Annotated in this window: 18 protein-coding genes; 9 read left to right on the top strand and 9 right to left on the bottom strand. The window is 66.6% G+C overall.

Going from position 1 to position 19,716, the window contains the following annotated elements; translation table 11 throughout:
* Nucleotides 1–74: 74 nt before the first annotated feature.
* The 5 genes from ACZ6YI_RS15815 (at nucleotide 75) to ACZ6YI_RS15795 (ending at nucleotide 6,109) form a co-directional block, all read left to right on the top strand.
* Nucleotides 75–1,463 carry an alpha-L-fucosidase gene (locus tag ACZ6YI_RS15815; protein ID WP_465779499.1) on the top strand — a complete coding sequence of 463 codons (1,389 nt, stop codon included), beginning with the start codon at nucleotides 75–77 and terminating at the stop codon, nucleotides 1,461–1,463.
* Between the two features lie 160 nt (nucleotides 1,464–1,623).
* Complete coding sequence (locus ACZ6YI_RS15810) at nucleotides 1,624–1,890, top strand: DksA/TraR family C4-type zinc finger protein (protein WP_440328090.1); 267 nt, start codon at nucleotides 1,624–1,626, stop codon at nucleotides 1,888–1,890.
* 41 nt (nucleotides 1,891–1,931) lie between these two features.
* Nucleotides 1,932–2,564 carry a histidine phosphatase family protein gene (locus tag ACZ6YI_RS15805; protein ID WP_465779498.1) on the top strand — a complete coding sequence of 211 codons (633 nt, stop codon included), beginning with the start codon at nucleotides 1,932–1,934 and terminating at the stop codon, nucleotides 2,562–2,564.
* Nucleotides 2,565–2,637: 73 nt separating this feature from the next.
* Entirely contained in the window at nucleotides 2,638–4,470 is a 1,833-nt protein-coding gene (locus ACZ6YI_RS15800) for a GGDEF domain-containing protein (RefSeq protein ID WP_465779497.1), read from the top strand.
* A gap of 73 nt (nucleotides 4,471–4,543) precedes the next feature.
* The gene (locus ACZ6YI_RS15795; RefSeq protein ID WP_465779496.1) at nucleotides 4,544–6,109 is read left to right on the top strand and encodes a methyl-accepting chemotaxis protein; all 1,566 of its coding nucleotides are present in this window, start codon (nucleotides 4,544–4,546) and stop codon (nucleotides 6,107–6,109) included.
* A gap of 113 nt (nucleotides 6,110–6,222) precedes the next feature.
* Here ACZ6YI_RS15795 and ACZ6YI_RS15790 read toward each other — a convergent pair whose 3' ends face one another.
* Together ACZ6YI_RS15790 and ACZ6YI_RS15785 are read right to left on the bottom strand one after the other, a co-directional pair.
* Complete coding sequence (locus ACZ6YI_RS15790) at nucleotides 6,223–6,924, bottom strand: DUF899 family protein (RefSeq protein WP_465779495.1); 702 nt, start codon at nucleotides 6,922–6,924, stop codon at nucleotides 6,223–6,225.
* 14 nt (nucleotides 6,925–6,938) lie between these two features.
* A complete protein-coding gene (locus ACZ6YI_RS15785) occupies nucleotides 6,939–7,598 on the bottom strand; it encodes a glutathione S-transferase family protein (protein WP_440328077.1) in 660 nt (219 codons plus the stop codon).
* Between the two features lie 103 nt (nucleotides 7,599–7,701).
* On the opposite strand from ACZ6YI_RS15785, the gene ACZ6YI_RS15780 reads away from it, so the two are divergent.
* Nucleotides 7,702–8,949 carry an FAD-dependent oxidoreductase gene (locus tag ACZ6YI_RS15780; protein WP_465779494.1) on the top strand — a complete coding sequence of 416 codons (1,248 nt, stop codon included), beginning with the start codon at nucleotides 7,702–7,704 and terminating at the stop codon, nucleotides 8,947–8,949.
* Nucleotides 8,946–9,992 (top strand): L,D-transpeptidase, encoded by a 1,047-nt coding sequence (locus tag ACZ6YI_RS15775; protein ID WP_465779493.1) that lies wholly within the window; start codon nucleotides 8,946–8,948, stop codon nucleotides 9,990–9,992. The genes ACZ6YI_RS15780 and ACZ6YI_RS15775 overlap by 4 nt, the downstream gene beginning before the upstream one ends.
* An 88-nt stretch (nucleotides 9,993–10,080) precedes the next feature.
* Here the strand turns inward: ACZ6YI_RS15775 and ACZ6YI_RS15770 are convergent, their stop codons facing one another.
* The 5 genes from ACZ6YI_RS15770 to ACZ6YI_RS15750 all read right to left on the bottom strand — a co-directional run bounded on the left by ACZ6YI_RS15770 (nucleotide 10,081) and on the right by ACZ6YI_RS15750 (nucleotide 15,672).
* Nucleotides 10,081–10,851: a DNA/RNA non-specific endonuclease gene (locus ACZ6YI_RS15770; RefSeq protein WP_465779492.1), complete on the bottom strand. Its 771-nt coding sequence runs from the start codon at nucleotides 10,849–10,851 to the stop codon at nucleotides 10,081–10,083.
* Nucleotides 10,852–10,988: 137 nt separating this feature from the next.
* On the bottom strand, nucleotides 10,989–11,891 hold the full coding sequence (locus ACZ6YI_RS15765; RefSeq protein ID WP_465779491.1) for a LysR substrate-binding domain-containing protein: 903 nt from the start codon (nucleotides 11,889–11,891) through the stop codon (nucleotides 10,989–10,991).
* A gap of 420 nt (nucleotides 11,892–12,311) precedes the next feature.
* Nucleotides 12,312–12,986 (bottom strand): NYN domain-containing protein, encoded by a 675-nt coding sequence (locus tag ACZ6YI_RS15760; RefSeq protein ID WP_465779490.1) that lies wholly within the window; start codon nucleotides 12,984–12,986, stop codon nucleotides 12,312–12,314.
* Between the two features lie 161 nt (nucleotides 12,987–13,147).
* The gene (locus tag ACZ6YI_RS15755) at nucleotides 13,148–14,755 is read right to left on the bottom strand and encodes an ABC-F family ATP-binding cassette domain-containing protein (RefSeq protein WP_465779489.1); all 1,608 of its coding nucleotides are present in this window, start codon (nucleotides 14,753–14,755) and stop codon (nucleotides 13,148–13,150) included.
* Between the two features lie 152 nt (nucleotides 14,756–14,907).
* Nucleotides 14,908–15,672: an SDR family oxidoreductase gene (locus ACZ6YI_RS15750; RefSeq protein WP_465779488.1), complete on the bottom strand. Its 765-nt coding sequence runs from the start codon at nucleotides 15,670–15,672 to the stop codon at nucleotides 14,908–14,910.
* A 159-nt stretch (nucleotides 15,673–15,831) separates the two neighbouring features.
* On the opposite strand from ACZ6YI_RS15750, the gene ACZ6YI_RS15745 reads away from it, so the two are divergent.
* Nucleotides 15,832–16,812: an NAD(P)H-quinone oxidoreductase gene (locus ACZ6YI_RS15745; RefSeq protein WP_465779487.1), complete on the top strand. Its 981-nt coding sequence runs from the start codon at nucleotides 15,832–15,834 to the stop codon at nucleotides 16,810–16,812.
* A 112-nt stretch (nucleotides 16,813–16,924) separates the two neighbouring features.
* Here the strand turns inward: ACZ6YI_RS15745 and ACZ6YI_RS15740 are convergent, their stop codons facing one another.
* Nucleotides 16,925–18,508, bottom strand: coding sequence for an ATP-binding protein (locus ACZ6YI_RS15740; RefSeq protein ID WP_465779486.1), 1,584 nt, complete (start codon nucleotides 18,506–18,508; stop codon nucleotides 16,925–16,927).
* A gap of 159 nt (nucleotides 18,509–18,667) precedes the next feature.
* Here ACZ6YI_RS15740 and ACZ6YI_RS15735 point away from each other — a divergent pair, with 159 nt between their 5' ends.
* The gene (locus ACZ6YI_RS15735) at nucleotides 18,668–18,877 is read left to right on the top strand and encodes a dodecin (RefSeq protein WP_465779485.1); all 210 of its coding nucleotides are present in this window, start codon (nucleotides 18,668–18,670) and stop codon (nucleotides 18,875–18,877) included.
* Here ACZ6YI_RS15735 and ACZ6YI_RS15730 read toward each other — a convergent pair.
* Nucleotides 18,861–19,715 carry a helix-turn-helix transcriptional regulator gene (locus ACZ6YI_RS15730; protein WP_465779484.1) on the bottom strand — a complete coding sequence of 285 codons (855 nt, stop codon included), beginning with the start codon at nucleotides 19,713–19,715 and terminating at the stop codon, nucleotides 18,861–18,863. The two genes, ACZ6YI_RS15735 and ACZ6YI_RS15730, sit on opposite strands and share 17 nt — an antisense overlap.
* Between the last annotated feature and the right edge of the window lies 1 nt (nucleotide 19,716).

Below are 19,716 nucleotides of genomic sequence, written 5' to 3'. Positions count from 1 at the left end.
AGAGGGTGTTGAATCGTCGGGATTTCGCAAAGACGCTGGCGCTCGCCGGCGCAGTGGGCAGTGGTTTGTTTCCAGTGAAACAAGCGTTCGCGCAGGCACCCAGGACGTCGCGCGGCGTGGTGGTGGATCCCGCGAAGCTTCGCGACCTGCAGCAGGCGTTCCTCGAACTCCGCTTCGGCATGTTCATCCACCTCAACATGGCCACGTTCGAGGAGCGCGAGTGGGGCGATCCGCTGCTCTCGCCGAAGCTGTTCAACCCGAAGCACCTGGATCCCGCGCAGTGGGCGAGTGCGGCGAAGTCCGCCGGCATGGGCTACGCATGCCTCACCACGAAACACCACGACGGCTTCTGCCTCTGGCCGACGAAAACCGGCAGCGCCAACGTCATGCAGTCGTCGTACCCGCACGACGTGGTCCGTGCGTACGTCGATGCATTCCGTAAAGCCGGCCTCAAGGTCTGCCTGTACTTCTCCATCCTGGACCTGCGCCAGGATATCCGCGCGCGCACCGTCACGCCGGAGAAGATCGCGCTGATCAAGGCGCAGATCACCGAGCTGCTCACGAATTACGGACCGCTGACCGCACTGATCCTCGACGGATGGAATGCCTCGTGGTCGCGCATCTCGTACGAGCAGCTGCCGTATCGCGAGATCTACGACCTGGTGAAGTCGCTGCAGCCGGATTGCCTGCTCACCGACCACAACGCCGGCAGATACCCCGGCACCGCGCTGTACTACACGGACATCAAGCAATACGAGCAGCACGCCGGGCAGAAGATCCCGCCCGATAGCCCCGTGCCGTCGCAATCGGGTACCACGCTGCAAAGCGACTGGTTCTGGAAGAAGGCGTACCCGACGTCCGAACTCGCATCGGCGCAGACCATCGTCGATGACTGGCTGAAACCCTTCAACGCCAACCACTGCAACCTCATCCTCAACGTGGCGCCGAACCGCGATGGCCGTTTCGACGACAACGCCGTGGCGCGACTCGCCGAGATCGGCAAGCTGTGGAAGCCGGAAGGCAAGGTCGCGGAGATCACGCAGCAGGTGACCATCACCACGCCCAATCTCGCCGCGGGCAAGCCCGCATGGGCCAGTGCCAGCGATGAAGCGGTCGGCCCCGATCTCGCCTTCGACGACAACTTCCGCACGTACTGGCTTGCCGACCGCGGCAAGGAAGAGGGCTGGATCGAGGTGCGCTTCCAGGCGCCCGTCGCGTTCAACACGCTGTCGATCGTGGAGCCACGCGACGACAAGGACTATGGCAGCGCCAGCCGCATCACCGCTTACAAGGCGCAGGTAGAGCAGGGCGGCGCATGGGTGGATATCGCCAGCGGCGCCACGCCTGCTGCATACCAGTTCCACGAGATCCCGCGAACCTCGGCCACCCGCGTGCGCCTGTGGGTAAAGGGCCGCCAGCCCGGCATCACCGAGTTCGGCCTGTACGACGAACCCCGCACCTGAGGCTGTTCCGCAGCCCGCCCCTTTCTGTGGGAGCGCGCTTGCGCGCGATTCACGCCGCGAAGACCTAACCTGTTGAAATGTAGGTTTTTGTCCGCACATAAGGAGCATCGCGCGCAAGCGCGCTCCCACAGAAAGAGCTAAGCGCGCCGGGAGGTGCACCATGGCAACCGGTTGGGCGGGCGACACCGCCGTTCAGGACCAGATCGACGCCACCGTGGATGACGCGGTGAAGCGCGTGCGCAGCCAGATGGCGAAGGGCCCCGGCCTCGAGCGCTGCGAGGAATGCGACAAACCGATCCCCGAGGCGCGCCGCAAGGCCGTGCCCGGCGTACGCCTGTGCGTCGCCTGCCAGGAGGCCGCCGACCGTGAAGAAGCCACGTTCAGTGGCTATAACCGGCGCGGCAGCAAGGACAGCCAGTTGCGCTGAGGTTTACCATCGGGATTCCCCTGAGCCGCAAAGACCCCACGATGCTCGAGCACCTGATCGTCTGCCGCCACGGCGAAACCGTCTGGAATATTGAACGCCGCGCGCAGGGCCGCGCGGACAGCCCGCTCACCGACGCCGGCATCGCGCAGGCCCGCAGCCTCGGCCGTGCGCTCGCCGCGCGTGGCATCGAGCATGTGGTGTCGTCGACCCTGGGGCGCGCACTACATACCGCCGAGATCGTCGCGGAGATCGCCGGATGCACGGTGTCGGTCGATGAGCGCCTCGTCGAGCGTTCGTTCGGTGAGCTGGAAGGGCAGAACTTCGACCAGATGGCGCTGGACCCGATGTGGACGGCGGTTGTCCGCTGCACTGACCCCGATGCCACCGCGCCCGGATCCGAGTCGCTCCGCGAGGTCGCTGCGCGCGTGCTGGCCGCGCTGCACGATGCGCGCGCGTTGCCTTACCGCACCGTTGCCGTCATCACGCATGGCCAGTCGATTTCGGCACTATTGGGCACGCTCCACGCGAGCAGCGACTTCTCGGCCTTCCGCCATGGCAACTGCGGCTACACGCCCCTGCACGTCCAGGAGGGCGGTTTCATGGCCGATGCATGGAACATCGACCCGCTCGCCGTGGCCGACGCTGAAACATCGCTTGTCACAGATCAGAAATAATTGATTTAGAACGGATTATTAAAGTTAGGATGGCTGGCTGCCGATAACGGGGCAGTTCACCTGCCATCCCACCATGCCCACCAGCCATTCCACCAGCGGCCGCGAGCTGTCCCCGATCGAGCAGGTCCTCTCCGGGGCCGCGCTGTCGGCCGTGTTCCAGCCGGTCATCCGGGTGGAGAATGGCGAGGTCGTGGCCCACGAGGGGCTGATCCGCTGCGCGCTGCCGCAGCTGGAGCTCACGCCTACCGACCTGCTCGACCTGGCGCGCACTCGCGGCCGCCTCGGCGAGTTCGAACTGATGGCGGCGCGCCGCGTGGCCGAGCGCTTCGTCGAGCTGGGGCTGCAAGGGCGACTGCTCGTGAACCTCAGCGCCCAGGCGGTCATGCACGAGGGGCTGGCCGCCGATGACGTCATCGCCGCGCTGACTGTTCCGGGGCTGGACCTCGGCCGGGTCACGATCGAACTCACCGAGCGCGATATCGTGGAGAACGCCGCGCGGCTGGCCCATGCGCTCGGCTTCCTGCGCGCCCGCGGCGTCCGCGTGGCCCTGGATGACTTCGGCAACGGCCACTCGAACTTCGAGATGTGGAACGAGATCCACCCGGAAGTGGTGAAGATCGACCGTTACCTCATCAATGGCCTGGCCAACAGCGCGGAGCGGCTCGCGATCGTGCGCGCGCTGTGCACCGTGGCGGAGACGCTGGGCGCCGACCTCGTCGGTGAAGGCGTCGAGGACGAGGCGGACCTGCGCATGCTGCGCGAGCTCGGCATCCCGTATGCCCAGGGCTTCCTCATCGCCCGCCCTTCGGATACGCCCGTCGCCAACGTGCCCGAGCATGTCGCCGCCGCGCTGCGCCGTGCGCATGTCCCCGTGCCGCCGCGACCCAGTGGGCCCGTCTCGGCGCGGCCGCTCACGGCAGGCCACATGCTTATCGATGCCCCGGCCGTCGCGCCGCGGCAAAGCAACGACGACATCGCCGACGTGTTCGCGGCGCACCCACGACTCCACGCGGTCGCGGTAGTGGATGCGGGCGTGCCCGTCGGTATCGTCAACCGGCGTACGTTCACCGAGCGCATGGCGCAGCCGTTCGCCCGCGAGCTGTTCGGGCGCAAGCCGTGTACCAGCTTCATGCATGCCGAGCCGCTGCTGTGCGATGAAGAGATGCCGTTGCAGAGCATGGCCGACATCCTCCGCGGCGAAGACCAGCGCTACCTCAGCGATGGTTTCATCATCACCTCGGGTGGGCACTACCTCGGGTTGGGCACGGGTGAATCGCTCGTGCGCCGTGTCACCGAGATCCGCGTGGAGGCCGCGCGTTATGCGAACCCGCTGACCTTCCTGCCCGGCAACCTGCCGGTCAGCGAACACATCGGGCGCCTGCTCCAGGCGGGGCGGCCGTTCGCCGCCGCCTACTTCGACCTCGATAACTTCAAGCCTTTCAACGACCAGTACGGCTACTTCCGCGGCGATGAAATGATCCGCCTGCTGGCCAGCGTGCTCACCGGCGACCTGCGCCACGATGCCGACTTCGTTGGCCATATCGGTGGCGACGATTTCATGGTGGTGTTCCAGGGCGCCGACTGGTCGTCGCGTTGCGACGGCATGCGCGTTCGCTTCAACGCGATGGCCGGCAACCTGTTCGATGATGTCGACCGCGAGCGCGGCGGCATCGAGAGCGACGACCGCCATGGGCACCGCCGCTTCTTCCCGATCACGACGGTGGCGGTGGGCGTCGCGTGGTTCGGCGACGAGTTTCCCGCCGATGCGGAAGCGGTCGCGAGCCTGGCGGCCTCCGCCAAGCGCGTCGCCAAGAACGCCGGGCTGGGCATGCACGTGGTGACGTGGCGGAACGACGACGAGATCCTCGCGTCACGACATATTCAAGCTATTGAAACAAAAGAGTAATTATCGAAATCAGGGCTAAAGTTGCCGAAAATGCGGCCGATGGGTGTGCTGTCCCCACCCCCGAGCCACCCCCATGCGCCTCCCCCTGATCCACCTCCCCACGCTTACCCTGCGCGCGCGGCTGGCCCTGCGCCTCGCCGGCACCATCCTCCTGCTGCTCGCCCTGTGGATCGTCGGCGGCGTCCAGCTGCGCCAGGCCAACGGGCGCCTGCAGTCCGTCGTCGGCGAGACGCTGGCGCCGGTCGCGAACGTCGGCCGCATCCAGAACGACTACAACGACCTGCTTGATTCGCTGGTCCACGCCACGCTGGCGCGGCTGCCCTCGGCGACCGACGACGCGGTGACCGCCATCCAGGCCAACCGCCACGACATCGACAAGCAGTGGAAGGAACTGGAAGCCAGTGGCCTCGGCCAGCAGCAGAAGAAGCTCGTGGCACTGGCCGCCGAACACCGCAAGGCGGCTGACGAAGCCGTCAACGGCGTCGTCGAGCTGCTCAAGGCGGAGCAGTACGACATCGCGCCGCTGCAGCTCTCCAACGACGTGCAGTCCGCCGTCGGTCCGCTGAAGAGTGATTTCTCGAACCTGTTCCAGCTCGCGCTCACGGGCGGCAAGGCCGAGGCGGAGGCACAGCAGGCCGACGTCCACCGCGGCGCCGTGTTCTCCGCGATCCTCCTGGGCGTGGCCTTGCTGATCGCCAGCGTCATGGACCTCGCCATCATCCGCTCGCTGCAGCGCCGCCTGCGCCAGGCGCGTGAAGTGGCGGCCGCCATCGCGCGCGGCACGCTGGGCACCCCCATCGATGTGGGCCGAACCGATGAGATCGGCGACCTGCTCGCCTCGCTGGCGGCCATGGACGCGCAGCTGGGCAACGTCGTCGTACAGGTCCGCGACCGCGCCGATCACGTGGCCCAGGTGGCCAGCGGCATCGCGCAGGGCAACGATGCCCTCAACGATCGCACGCGCACCCAGGCCGAGCACCTCGAGCACACCTCATCGTCGATGCGCGACATGGCGAACGCCGCGCGCGGTGGCCTCGGCCACGCGACCGCCGCGAATCATGCGGTGATCGAGGCACGCGCGATGACCGATGAGGGCCAGCGCGTCGCCCTCGACGCCATCGATAACATGCGCGCGATCCAGCAGGGCAGTGAGCGCATGGGTGAAGTGCTGGACCTCGTCGACCAGGTCGCCTTCCAGACCAACCTGCTCGCGCTGAACGCCGCGGTGGAAGCGGCGCGTGCCGGCGAGCATGGCCGCGGCTTCGCGGTCGTCGCCCACGAGGTGCGCGAGCTCGCGCAGCGCTGTGCCGCCGCCGCGCGCGACATCCGCGGCCTGATCACCACCAGCGACGAGGCCGTGCAGGCCGGCGTCCAGTCGGTCGACCGCGCGAGCGCGGTGCTCTCCGGCATCGGCGAGCGGGTCAGTGCCCTCTCGACCCTGGTGGCCGATGTCATGGCCGCGACGCAGGGCCAGACCAGCGGCATCGAACAGGTCAACGGCGCGATCGTCGTGATCGACGAAACCACCCGGGAAAACGCCGCCCTGGTCGAGCAGGCCGCCTCGGCCAGCCGCGCCATGCGCGAAAGCGCCGAGAGCCTGCGCCGCGAGGTGGCTTACTTCACGCTGGAAGCGGCCTGACGCTTGCCGTGGCCTGGCGGTGTGGGAGCGCGCTTGCGCGCGATGGGTGCTCGGCGCAAGGCCCCATCGCGCGCAAGCGCGCTCCCACAAGGCGATTTCCGGGTGAGGGCGGCTCAGTAATCCAGCTTCGGATACCAGTCAGCCCTGCGCCCTTCGGGCGTGCAATCGATGACGGTCCACAGGGGCATCAGGTCGGGCGCGCCGCGCGGGTCCTGGCCGGGATCCGACGATTCGAAGCCCATCTCACCCGACCAGAAATGGCGCACGCTGCCGTCGCGGCGGGTGAATATGTTGAAGCCGGGGATGTCGTTGCCCTGGTCGTCGATCGCGTAGTAGTCGCGGCTGAAGTTGCCGTTCGCGTCGGTATAGAACGCCAGGTGCTGCCAGCCACGCTCGCGCGCGAACGCCTGCATGCGTTCGACCGGTGAGCGCGAGATCACGGCGAGCGCCATGTTCTGTTCGATGTCCCGGGCTTCGCCATCCCAGGCGGAGAGCAGCGACGTGCACATCGGGCAGGGTTTCTCGCGCTGCGGGCCGAACATCCAGCTGTACGTTGCGAGGGTCTGCTTATCGCCGAACAGTCCCTTGAAATCGACGGGGCCATGGGCGCCGATGAACTGGTAGTCACCGGTGACGGCGCCACCGGGTGGCAGCGCGCGGCGCTGTTCGGCGACGCGTTCGATCTGGCGGCGCAGCTCGATTTCTTCGGCGAGCAGCGCCGTGCGCGCGGCGCGGTACTCGGCGCTCTCGTTCGGCATGCGCATGGGGCTGCGCGCGGCGAGGACAGTGGCGGGGGTCAGGGGTTGTGCACTCATGCGGTATCTCCTGGTCAGTCGCGATCGGGCGCGCCAAGGGGGAAGAGCGCGCGATAGGGGCGGGCTTCGTCGACGGCCCGCGCGAAGGACGGCCGTGCGAGCAGCCGCTGCCGGTAAGCGTGGATGTGCGTGAAACGCGGATCGATCGGGTGGGTCCAGTCGGCATAGAACAGCGAGGGCGCGGCGCTGCAATCGGCCAGGCTGAACGCATCGCCCACCGCCCAGGTCCTTCCGGTGAGATACCCGTCCAGCCAGCCATACGCGGTATCCAGCAGCGCGCGGTGCTGGGCCACGCCAAGCGGATCGTGCTGGTGGGCCGCCCGCATGGCGTCGTTGACGACCGCCTGAAGTGGCGTGGAAATGTAGTTGTCGAAGAAGCGGTCGAGGTTACGCACTTCCAGCGCGGCCTTGCGGTCCTCCGGCAGCAGGGCGACGGGCCCGGGGTGGTAGAGCTGCAGGTACTCGATGATGGTGCTGGCTTCGGTGACCACGCGCTTGCCGTCGACCAGCACCGGGAACCGCCGAAGGGGCCAAAGTTCGGCGAACTCCGCATAAATCTCCGGCGTCTCGGGTGAAAGCATCTTCCACTCGAACCGCGTGCCGTTTTCGTACAGGGCAATCAGGGCCTTCTGGCAATACGACGAAAACGGGTGGGCATACAGCTTCAGCGTCACGGGCGGCTCCTCGTTGCAAACGGGGTCTCTACCTTCCCGTCGAACGAGCCGGGCCGACTTCGACAAACCGGCTTGCTATGCTCGGCAAAGACAGGGAGGTGCCATGAAAATCGCGATAGTGGGCTATGGAACAGCGGGGCAGGCCAGCGCCATCCTGCTCGCCGCCCAGGGCCATGAGGTTACCGTGTTCGAAAAGAGCCCGTCGCTGGGCCCGGTCGGCGCGGGTTTCCTGCTCCAGCCCACCGGGCTAGCCGTGCTCGACCGGATGGGCCTCGGCGACCAGGCGCTGGCGCTGGGCCAGCGGATCGACCAGCTGCAGGGCCACACGCCGCGTGGACGCGCGGTCATGGACATGCGCTACGCCGATCGCCGTGAAGGCTGCTTTGGCCTCGGCATGACGCGCGGTGCGTTGTTCGAGTTGCTGCGGGGCGCCCATGCCGATGCGCGCCGTGTGCGCACCGGCGTGCGCATCACCCGCTACGACGACGAAACGCACGAACTCGAGGACGATGCGGGCGGCTGGCATGGTCCGTTCGACCTCGTGGTGGCGGCGGACGGCGCGCACTCCGCGGTGCGGCCCCATTGCACGGGCAACGTTCGCCGCGAATCGCTCTACCGCTGGGGCGCGGTGTGGTGCCTGCTGCGCATCGACGACTGGCCCGACCCAACGACGCTGCTGCAGCGTTACGCCGGTACCCGCGCCATGATCGGCATGCTGCCGGTCGGGACGCGGCCCGGCCATGAGGGCCGCTGGGTCACCTTCTACTGGAGCCTGCCGGGCGACCAGGTCGATGCCTTCGACGACGCCGGCCTGGCGGCGATGAAGGCGGCGGTACACGGTATCTGGCCCGGCATCTCGCCCCGTCTCGCCCACCTCGAACACGCCGATCAGCTCAACCGCGCCCGCTACAGGGATGTGGTGCTGCGGGCGCCCCACCACGGGCGGCTCGTGGTGATCGGCGACGCCGCCCACGCCATGAGTCCGCAGCTGGGGCAGGGCGTGAACATGGCCTTGCTCGACGCCGCCGCGCTGGCCGATGCACTGGCTGCCCACGCGACGCTGGAGACCGCGCTCGACGCCTACCGCAGGCAGCGGCACGCCCACGTCCGCATCTACCAGCGCATGAGCCGCTGGCTCACTCCGATCTTCCAGTCGGGGTACACGCCCCTCGGCTGGTGTCGTGACGTCGCTTTTGGCCCGTTGGGTCGTGCGCCAGGTGCGCGCGGCGCGATGCTGAGTATCCTCACGGGTGAGGCGGGCCACCGCCCGACCATACCTTTGGCTGAGAGCGGCAAGCCGGTGGAAGGCATTACCCTCGACGCCCAAAGCACCCAGGGAGTTCCGCCATGACCCGCCTGCTCGCCCGCCTCGTCCTGTGCGTGGCCGTCGCCACCGCTACGCACGCCGCGGTTGCCGCCGTGCCCAGCTGGGGTGCGAAGCAATCCAGCCCGGCGGATACACCGCCGTCGGCACTGAAGCCCGGCGAATGGATCTGGGGTGGCGCGCCCATGGCGCCGGGCCCCATGGCGGTCATCGTGAGCCTCACTGAGCAGAAGGCCTACGCGTACCGCAACGGCATCCTCGTCGGCGTGACCACGGTCAGCACCGGCAAGAAGGGCCATGAAACGCCGACCGGCGTATTCACCATCCTGCAGAAAGACAAGGACCACAAATCCAACGTCTACAACGCGGCGCCGATGCCGTACCAGCAACGGCTCACCTGGGACGGCGTGGCCCTGCATGCCGGTGGCCTGCCGGGCTATCCGGAGTCGCACGGTTGCGTGCACATGCCTACCGAGTTCGCGAAGCTGCTGTTCGCGGCGACGAACATGGGCATGACGGTGGTGGTGGCGGAAGAGGGCACGGCGCCGGTGACGGTGGTTCACCCGAGCGCGGTGATCCCGATCGACCCGCGCAACGGCAAGGACCTGGCCGTGGCCCCGCTGATGAATGGCGAGATGTACAGCTGGAACCCGGATGCTTCGCCCACCGGTCCGATTTCCATGGTGCTCAGCGTGCCCGACCAGCGCGTGATCGTGCTCCGCAACGGCATCGAGATTGGCCGCGCGAAAGTCGAGGTGAGCAATCCGCTCGTCGGCACGCATGCGTACATCGTGGCCGCGGGCTACATGGCGAACTCCCCGAGTCGCGAAGGCCTGCGCATGCCGAACTGGATCACCATCGGCATCCCGGGCCATGGCGATGAGGCTGGCAAGGTCGTCGACGAAGCCCTCGCCGACCGCGTGGCCGCACCGCGCGAGTTCATGGAGAAGATCCTGCCGGAGCTGAAGCCCGGCGACGTCCTGCTCGCCACCGACGAACGCATCCTTCCCTCGACCACCGGCCCGAAAGTGCAGGTCATCGATTCGAATCCGCCGGAACGCGCGCCTTAACCGCGACGGCGTGAACTTGTGGGAGTGAGCTTGCGAACGATGCTCTGCTGCACGGCCATCGCTCGCAAGCTCACTCCTACAAGCCGCCTCAGTTCGGCAGCGGCAACGAAATCGGATTCGACTTGATGCTGCCGCTCAACGCCGGGAACGGATCGACCCCCGTTTCATCCGTGATGTCGTCGATCGACACCACCGTGCACACCGGCGTATCCACGTTCGTGCAACGCCACGCCGCCGCACCATCCTGGCTCGGGTCGTAAATGGCTTTCCACGTGTAGTTCGGCACGATCACCATATCGGCGCCGATCGTGTCGGGCGTCGGGCCATCGAAGCCCGGGCCAGTGACGACATAGATCTCGCCATCATCCAGCACCATGTTGCGCAGGCTCGTCTCAATCCGCTCCCACTTGCCCGTATTCAGCGTGTGGTTCTGCGGCACCATGTTCGCCAGGGAGAAGCTATCACGCTGCGCCGTGGCATTCGGCTCGTCGCCGCTTGGCGTCATGTGGCCACGGTCGTATCCGCTGCCCTTGTAGTCGGCGAGTTCGGAGCGGTCTTCTTCCGGGATACCGGTTTCCGCATGGAAGGCATCCTTGCGCGGCGTATCCTGCGCATCTTCAATCTGCTGTGCCGTGAGGTGTTCGGCGGACCAGAGTGGCCCCTTGGTGACGCCCGAGGCGATCAGCGAATACGCGTTGAAGCAAAGCGTGGTGGTGCGTTCGGCGAGCGAGGAATCGACGAGATCCGGCGCTTCCGACCCCTGGAACAACTGCGGGCACGAGGTTTCCGAAGCGTGTGCGGCACCGGCGAGTACGAAGACAACGACGGCGCAGAACGCGCGCGCATGGCGTTTGAACATGGTTTGTTCCCCAAATGGACACGAAAGCCCCTGTTCGCGAGCCCGGCCATTCTTGCCGCGTAACGTGACGCATGCGGTGCACATGTAGCGCGCGAAGTGCGACTACGGTCACGCTTCCGCGCTTATCAATCGTTCGTTCAGCGACAAAAGCCGTTTTCGCCTATCGTCTCGGCGAGGTAATCGACGAACGACGCGATGCGTGCGGAGATCGCGGTGTTACGGTAGTACACCGCGTTGATCGGCTGGCGGTGTTCCACCGTCTGCTTCGCCAGCACTTCGACCAGCGTGCCTGCTTGCCGGTCTGCCCACGTCATGAAATCCGAAAGCACGACGATGCCGTTGCCGCCGAGCGCGAGGTGGCGCAGCGTTTCGCCGCTCGATGACGAAAGGGCCGGCCGAATGTGCACGGGCTGGCGCTTTGCATCCAGTACCGGCCAGTCGTTGAGCGAGTCGGGCTCGGTGAAGCCCAGCAGCGTGTGCGAAGCCAGGTCAGCTACGTTACGCGGTGTACCGTGCTTCTTGAGGTAAGCGGGGCTGGCCAGGAGGCGAATGCGACTCGTACCGATCGGCTTGGCGTGTAACGTGGAATCCTTCAGCCGGCCGATGCGCAGGGCAACGTCGGTGCGCCGCTCGAGCAGATCGATGTAACCCTCACTGGTGTGGAGCTCAAGCTCCACGTCGGGAAAGCGCTCGCGATAGCCGGCAACCAGCGGCGCAACCACATGGAGCATGAAAGGCGTCGCGGCATCGACGCGCAGGCGGCCCGCCGGGCGTGCGCGGCGGGTGGCCATGGCCTCTTCGGCACCTTCGACGGCCGCAACGATCTCGCGGGCCCGTTCCAGGAAGGCCTCGCCTTCGTCGGTGAGCTCGATGCGCCGCGTCGTCCGGCGGATCAGCGTGGTCTGCAGCTTCTGTTCCAGCCGCCCCAGCGTTCGGCTGGCGGCCGACACCGTCTGGTCAAGTTGCTGCGCCGCGCTCGTGATCGACCCGGTATCGACCACCGCGATGAAGTTCTGGATCTCGTCGAGCGTGATGTTCATCGTTGCGTTCGCGGTAAGTGTGACTCGCTTATACGCGGCTTTTTTGGCAAAAGTAAGCCCGACGTTTTCGGGGGCTGAGAAAGAAAACACCGGCCTGGGCCGGTGTTTTGCCTCAAGCGCGGTCGCAATGCTGCGGGCGCAGGAGGGGGGTGGCAGAGCCGTTGTTGTGCCGGGCAGCGTCGCAAGCCGGCTTCTACCACGGGCCTTAGTCAATGCCGTCCGAAACGTCCACCGACAGCGGCCTAGATGAAAGCACCAACATTTGCCGGTGCTTTCGCCCAAGCATGACCGCAATGCTGCGCACGCAAGGGGATGTCACAGGACCTATGGTGCCCTTTGTGTCTTTAGCCGGCAATGGGTGAACAGCCCGTTGCGTCGTAGGAGTTTCCTTACAGCGCCGTAGCGCGGGTCCGCGCAGCCTCACCAGTGCGAAGGTCTACAAGCGGGACGCCTGGAGGTATGGACGCGCTGCGGCAGCTGACACTTCGCCAACTCGTCCTCGCGAATGTGATGTCTCGTCCAGTGCGCATGCGCGGTCAGGCTAGCGCTCGGCCGGGACGGCGCTGCCATACCCGGCGACAAAGCTTTCAGAGGAAGGACAACGCCAACGCGCGCCAGAGAGTCTTCGCGGATTGCCTTCAGCGCAGGGACGAAATCACTGTCATTGGACAGAAGCACGATGTGGTCAGCTAGTCCATCGCGCACGTCCCTATACATGGCCACGGCGATCGAAACGTCGGTTTCCTTTTCTTCAATACGCCAAATCCCGACTCTGTCGGTAAGGTCAGGAGGAATAGCGTGTCGAAGGACATGTGCACGCTGTACCGAGAATCGTCCTTCTGAGACTCGGATCAATGGATTGTTGCGAAGTGCCCTTAGGTACTCGGCTTGAGCTTGCGCCGAGTCCTTTCCTCGACGTGCAAGGCTGCCTTTGATCGGCGAATTGAAATAGCGGATCGCGACGAGCTCATTACTGGGGTGGTCCTCACAGATAATCCTCGCCAGGAGTTCAGCTATATCGAGCCATTTGTACTTGGTGCCCTTTAGGCAGCTGAAATACAGGTTCTGCCCATCGACATAGGCGATCGTGCGCATCTCGTTCTTCCATGAAAAGAAGGCACTGGCGGACGCCCGGGCCTCTGTCCCTCGGACACGTCCGCGATTCGGCGTGCCCAAAGGGAATCCAGTGAGAAAATCTAGCCGCTCGTCGGGCGAGCGACAACGGATGCGGGCCGATCACTCGTGTAGGGGGATGGCTACGCCGACCGGCGGTGCCATGCCCGTTCCTCACGCACAAGCAGATCAGTAAGACCGATGTTCTCGAGGAAAGCCGTGTCATGCGAGACGACGACAAGCGCCCCGGTGTACTCGCGCAGCATGACCTCGACCGCTTGTAGCGACGCAAGGTCGAGGTGGTTGCCGGGTTCGTCGAGTAACAGGAGTTGTGCGGGTGGGGTGGCGAGGAGCGCGAGGGCCAGCGCGGCCTTCAGTCGTTCCCCACCACTGAGCAGCGCGGTGGGTCGGGTTGCAACATCCGCCTCGAATCCGAGCAGGGCCAGGCGGGAACGGAGTTCGCCTTCGGCTACGCCTGGCGCTGCCTGTTTAAGCTGCATGATCGTCGACGACGCGGGGTCGAGTTGCGACAACCGCTGGTCGAGCCTCGCGAACGGCACAAAGACCTCAGCGGTACCGGACGAAGGGGCCAGCTCGCCGGCAAGCACCTTCAACAGCGTGGATTTCCCGCATCCATTGGGCCCGATCACGCCGATGCGTTGCCTGCCGGTAATGGTGAGGTCGATCGCACGAGCGTCCGTCTGAACCCACGGCAGGACAACGTGGCTTAGCTTCGCAACCCGACCCGGTGTTGTTGTGACCTCGGGCGCGCGCAGCACCACGGTATTGTCGGAACCAACGCGCGCAGCAGCCTCACGGCTTCGCTCATTCAGCTGCTCTCGCTGTGCCGCCTGTTGTTCGCGAAGTCGTGCGGCGGTGCCTTCGCTCTTCTCCTTGCGCCTGCCCAGCAGGATGGGTGCCTGGTTCGCGGTCTTGCCGGAGCGCTCGCCGCGCGCGGTGCGTTGGTTGATGCGTTCGTTCTGCTTGCGCAAGGCCTGCTCGCCGCGGCTTCGCTCCGCCCTCGCGCTTGCAAGCTCACGTTGCGCGGCTTCGCGATCTCTCGCCTTCTGGCCGGCATAGAAGGTGTAACCGCCGCCATACGCGTGCAACGCTCCGCCGTCGAGCTCGAGCGTACGTTCCATGGTGTCTAGAAGGGCGCGGTCGTGGCTGATCACGAGCAGGCCGCCGCGCCAGCCGGCTAGCCAGGTCATCAACGCATCGCGACCGGCGCGGTCCAGGTGGTTGGTTGGCTCATCGAGGATGAGGTAGCCCGCGCCGGAAAGGCGGGCGCCGAGTAGCGCCACGCGCATCGCTTCACCGCCGCTGAGCTGTGACGCAGGTGCATCGGGCGTGAGCTTGCCCAGCTGCGCTTCATCCAGCGCCTGGCGGAACCGATCGCGCAGGTCCCAGCGCGTACCCACGATCTCGAAGTCGGAAGCGTCGACGCCGCCGGCCTCGATACGCTCGAGTGCCGCAAGGACGTCAGCCACGCCGGCGAGCGAAGCGACCGTTCCGCTCCCCGTATCGGCTTGCTGCGCGAGGTAATGCACCTCGACCGCCCGCTGGCACCGTCCCGTCGTCGGCGGCAACAGCCCGGCGCAGATCTGGCCAAGCACGGACTTACCCACGCCATTGCCACCCACGAGGCCCGTAGGGCGCGCATCGAGGGTTTCAAAGAGATCGTGGAAGAGGACCCTGCCATCCGGCAGGACAAACGAGACGCCTTCCAGCGTCAGGAGAGACGAGGTCATCGATTTCACCAGGCATGCCATGCACTCCCCGCGTTAAACGGGGCGGGAGGAGAGCGGGCCGTCAGAGGGACGGCGGCATTACTGGCGCATCGGACGCTTGCCTGTGTGGGAAGGAAGGTGGGCGCATTGTAGCGCGCCCACCTGAACACCTGTCAGCTACGGGTGATCGATGCACCACCGTCGATGAGCGAGGCGGTACCCGTCACGAACGAGGAATCGTCCGAAGCGAAGAACAGCACTGCCTTGGCCAGCTCCTCCGGCGACGCCACGCGACGCAGGGCATGCAGGTTGGAGATGAACTGCTGCGACTCCGGCGTGTTGTTCATTTCGAGGTACATGTCGGTTTCGACGGCGCCCGGCAGCACGGCATTCACGCGGATGGCCTGCGGGCCGTATTCCGCCGCGAGGGCCTGGGTGAGGCCGATCACGCCCGCCTTGCTGGCGGCGTACGCAGCCGTGCCCGGGAACGCAAACGAGTAGCCGACGAAGGTGGAGGTAAAGATGATCGAGCCGCCACCGTTCTTCAGCATCTGCGCGACCTGGTGCTTGGCACCGAGGAACGAGCCGGTGAGGTTGATGTCGATCGCCTGGTTCCAGCCCTCTTCGGTGACCTCGGTGGTGGGGCCGGTCTGGCCGAGCGTACCGGCATTGTTGAAGGCGATATCCAGGCGGCCGTAGCGGGCGACCGCCAGGTCGACGAGTGCCTTCGCGTAGTTTTCTTCGCGTACATCACCGGCAAGGGCGACGGCCTGGCCGCCCGCGGCTTCGATCTCCGCGACCAGCGAATTCAGCTCGGCTTCGCGACGGGCGCCGACCACGACGCGCGCACCTTCGGCGGCGAACAGCTTCGCGGTGACGCGGCCGATGCCCGAACTGGCACCGGTGACAATGGCAACTTTGTTGGCAAGGCGGGACATGGTGGAACTCCGGGTGGTATGGATGATGGAGATACGATGCGCTGCGGCTGCCGGATTGTCGTTCCATGCCCTCGGTGGGAACGTTCGATGGCGTCGAACGTGACAGCGCGCATGCAGGAATAGGCGCAAGCTAGGGACTTTCCCGAGCGCGGTGACCCCATGCGAGCTATCGATTTCAGCGAATTTGGCGGCGCCTCGGTCCTCCAGCTGGCCGACCTCCCCGAGCCCGCCGTACGGCCGCACGACCTGCTCGTGCGGGTGCGCGCAGCCGGGGTCAACCGGGCCGATGTCCTCCACCGGCAAGGCCACTACGGCCGCTCGGATTTCGGCGACTCCACGCTGATGGGCCTGGAGATCGCAGGCGAAGTCGTGGCCATGGGCAACGAGGTCCGCCAGTGGTCACTCGGCGACCGGGTGATGGGCATCGTCGGTGGCGGGGCGTACGCCGAGCTGGCCCGCATCGACTACCGCATGGCCATGGCGATTCCGGGCGGCGTCGACTACGTGCAGGCAGCCGCCATCCCCGAAGTGTTCGTCACCGCACACGAAGCCCTCGTCCACCTTGGCCGGCTGGTCGCGGGCGAGAGCGTGCTGATCCATGCGGCGGCCAGCGGCGTCGGCTCGGCTGCCGTGCAGCTGGCGAAGGCGTGTGGTGCGCGGGTGTTCGCGACGGCGAAGGGCGCGAAGCTGCAGCGGGTGCGCGAGCTTGGCGCGGATGTCGGCATCGATTACACCTCCACGGATTTCGCGCAGGCGATCCAGGAGGCCACCGACGGCAATGGCGTGGACCTGATCATCGACTTCATCGGGGCCGCGTACTTCGACCGGAACCTCGCCTCGCTCGATTTCGGCGGGCGGCTGGTGCAGGTGGGTCTGCTCGGCGGTGGCGAACCGCCCGTGCTCGACCTGCAGCGCCTGCTTTACCGACACCTGCATATCTTCGGCACCGTGATGAAATCCCGCCCGCAGGCGGAGAAGCAGGCGATGACCAAACGGTTCCGCGATACGTGGCTGGATCACTTCAGCAATCGCGAACTGCAGCCGGTGATCGATAGCGTGTTTCCGCTAGCGAAGGCGTCAATGGCGCACGAGCGGATGGAGAGCAATGAGAGTGTGGGGAAGATTGTGCTGACACCCTGACGCTATTTCTTGTGGGAGCGCGCTTGCGCGCGATGGGGGGTGGCGCGAGCACCCATCGCGTGCAAGCACGCTCCCACAACACCCTCCCACAGCACGCTCCCACAGCACAGTCCTACACCAGCGGCGTGCTCGCGATCGCCTGGGCGATGGCCTGGGCCAGGTTTTCGCGATCGAACGGCTTGCCCAGGCGCTGGATGCCCGGGAAGTCGTCCATCGGTCGCTCGGCATAACCCGAGGCGAGCACGATCGGCAGCCCCGGTCGCGATAGCCGCGCGGCGCGTGACACATCCGCACCGGTAAGGCGCGGCATGGCGTAGTCGGTCAGGAGCAGGTCGTAGCGATCGTCGCCGCGTAGCAGCTCGATGGCGCGCTCAGCCGATGAGGCAGCGGTCACGACGTGGCCCATGTCTTCGAGCAAAGCCTTCAGCGTGGAAAGCACGAGGATGTCGTCGTCGACCGCGAGGATGCGCAGCGCTTCCGCTGGCGCGGTGATCGGCGCGGCGGCGATAAGCGGGAGATGGGGCACCGGCTGGCCGTGCGCCAGCGTGGGCAGCCAGATATCCGCGCGGGTGCCGACCGCCGGCTGGCTGCGCAGCACCAGGCGCCCGCGTGACTGGGCGGCAAGGCCGTGCACCATGGAGAGCCCGAGGCCGGTGCCTTTGCCCACGCCCTTGGTGGTGAAGAACGGATCCGCGGCACGGGCCAGCGTGCGCTCGTCCATGCCCGGCCCGTGGTCGATGACCGCCAGTCGCACGTAACGGCCGTGGGCCAGGCCCGGGACATCCGGGTGCGGCGCGTCGACCACGTCGGCCTCGATCGATATGCGACCGCCCTCGTCGCCATACGCATCGCGCGCGTTGACGACGAGGTTGAGCAGCGCGAGCTCGAGCTGGTGGGGGTCGACCACCACGCGATCGAGGTGGAAGGCGAACCGCGTGGCCAGCTGGAAGCGGACGCCGAGCGCGCCGTCGATGAGTTCGGACATGCCGTAGACGAGATCGACCAGGTCCACGGGCTGCGGCCGCAACTCCTGCTTGCGGGCGAAGGCGAGCATGCGCTGGGAAAGGTTCTTGCCGCGGATCACCCCGGCCTGGGCGACACCGATCAGGTGCTGCACGCGCTCGTCGCCCGGGATGTGGCGACCGAGCAGGTCGAGCGAGCTCTGTATCGCCATCAGCAGGTTGTTGAAGTCGTGCGCCATGCCGCCGGTGAGCTGGCCAATGGCCTCCATCTTCTGCGACTGGAACAGCGCCTCGCGGGCTTCCTCCAGCTGCTGCGCGGCCAGGCGCTGCTCGGTGACATCGCGGGTGACCTTGGCGAAGCCGAGGAGTTGGCCGTGGTCATCAAGGATGCGGTCGATGACCACGTGCGCCCAGAACTGGGTGCCATCCTTGCGTACGCGCCAGCCTTCGGCCTCCACGCGACCTTCGGCCGACGCGCGGTGCAGGTTGCGCTCCGGCTCGCCCGTGGCCTGGTCGGCCGCGGTGTAGAACTGGCGGTAGTGCAGCCCGATGATCTCGGCAGGGGCATAGCCCTTGATGCGCTGCGCCCCGGAGTTCCAGCTGGCCACCAGGCCCTCCGGACTAAGCATGTAGATGGCGTAATCGGCCACGCCCTCGACCAGCAGCCGGAACTGCGTGTCGCTCTGGCCCAGCGGGGTTATGCCCGCCCGGCTCATCAGTTGGCTTTCGCCCATGTGTCACGCCCCCTTTCGAACACTGGCGAGCATGGACTGCCGGCGCGCTGGACGCCAGTCTGTTGCCGAAAGTGTCGTAACGATTTTCGGCGGTCGCGCCTCACGCCGAGACAACGGTGCATGGCCCATCGTTAGGCTTCCTATCGCGAGGGCACTGCCATGACCGACCACGTTTACAAGTCCGTCGAGCTCACCGGTTCCTCGCCCGATGGCACTGACGCGGCCGTCCGCTGTGCCATCGAGCGTGCCTCGAAAACCATCCGCGACATCCGCTGGTTCAAGGTCATCGAGACCCGCGGCTACGTGGAGGACGGCAAGGTGGCCCACTGGCAGGTCACGCTGAAAGTCGGGTTCACCCTGGAAGACTGACCGCGCCAGCCTCCCGCCCTTCGACCAGCCGGCGCACCGCGTCGGTGGTCTCCGGGGTGCTGGGGTTATAGACCATCAGCGTCAGGTCCGGGCGGCCTTCCACGGCGAAGGTCGAGAACTCCAGCTCGATCGGGCCGAGCACGGGGTGGTGCAGGCGTTTCAGGCCATCGCCGTGGCTGGCGATGTCGTTGTTGCGCCAGAGCGCCGCGAACTCGGGGCTGCTGCCGGACAATTCCTCGACCAGCTGGGTGATCTCGGCCGTGGCGCCGGCGCGTGCCGCATCGGCGCGGAAGGACGCCACCACGAACTGCGCGACGCGCATCCAGTCCTCCTGCGCCGCCCGCACCCGTGCGTTCGAGAACATCAGGCGGAGGATGTTCCGGCCGCCGCGCGGCAGGGTCGAATAATCGGTCAGCACGACGGCGGCCGCGCGGTTCCACGCAACGACGTCCCAGGTGGCGGTGCGCAGGATCGCCGGGCTGGTGGGTAGGGCGTCGAGCACGCGTTGCAGGCGCGGCGTGATCCCTTCCGGTTCCTTGTAGCGCGGCTCCGGCGGGTGGCCCAGCGCCAGGATGAACATGTGCTCGCGCTCGAACTCGGTCAGCATCAGGCCCGCGGCGAGGCGGTTGAGCACGTCGGTCGAAGGTGCACCGCCGCGGCCCTGCTCCAGCCACGTGTACCAGGTCGGGCTGATGTTCGAACGCTGCGCGACTTCTTCGCGGCGCAGGCCGGGCGTCCGCCGGCGGCCGGGCGCGAAGCCAAACGTCGCCGGGTCCAGCCTTGCGCGGCGGTCGCGGAGGAAGTGGCCCAGGGCGTTGGCGGTATCGGGGGCGGGCATC

This window comes from Luteibacter sp. NPDC104163 (assembly GCF_055584245.1).
The sequence above is the reverse complement of the archived record's forward strand: the minus strand, read 5'-3'. Positions and strand labels throughout refer to the sequence as shown.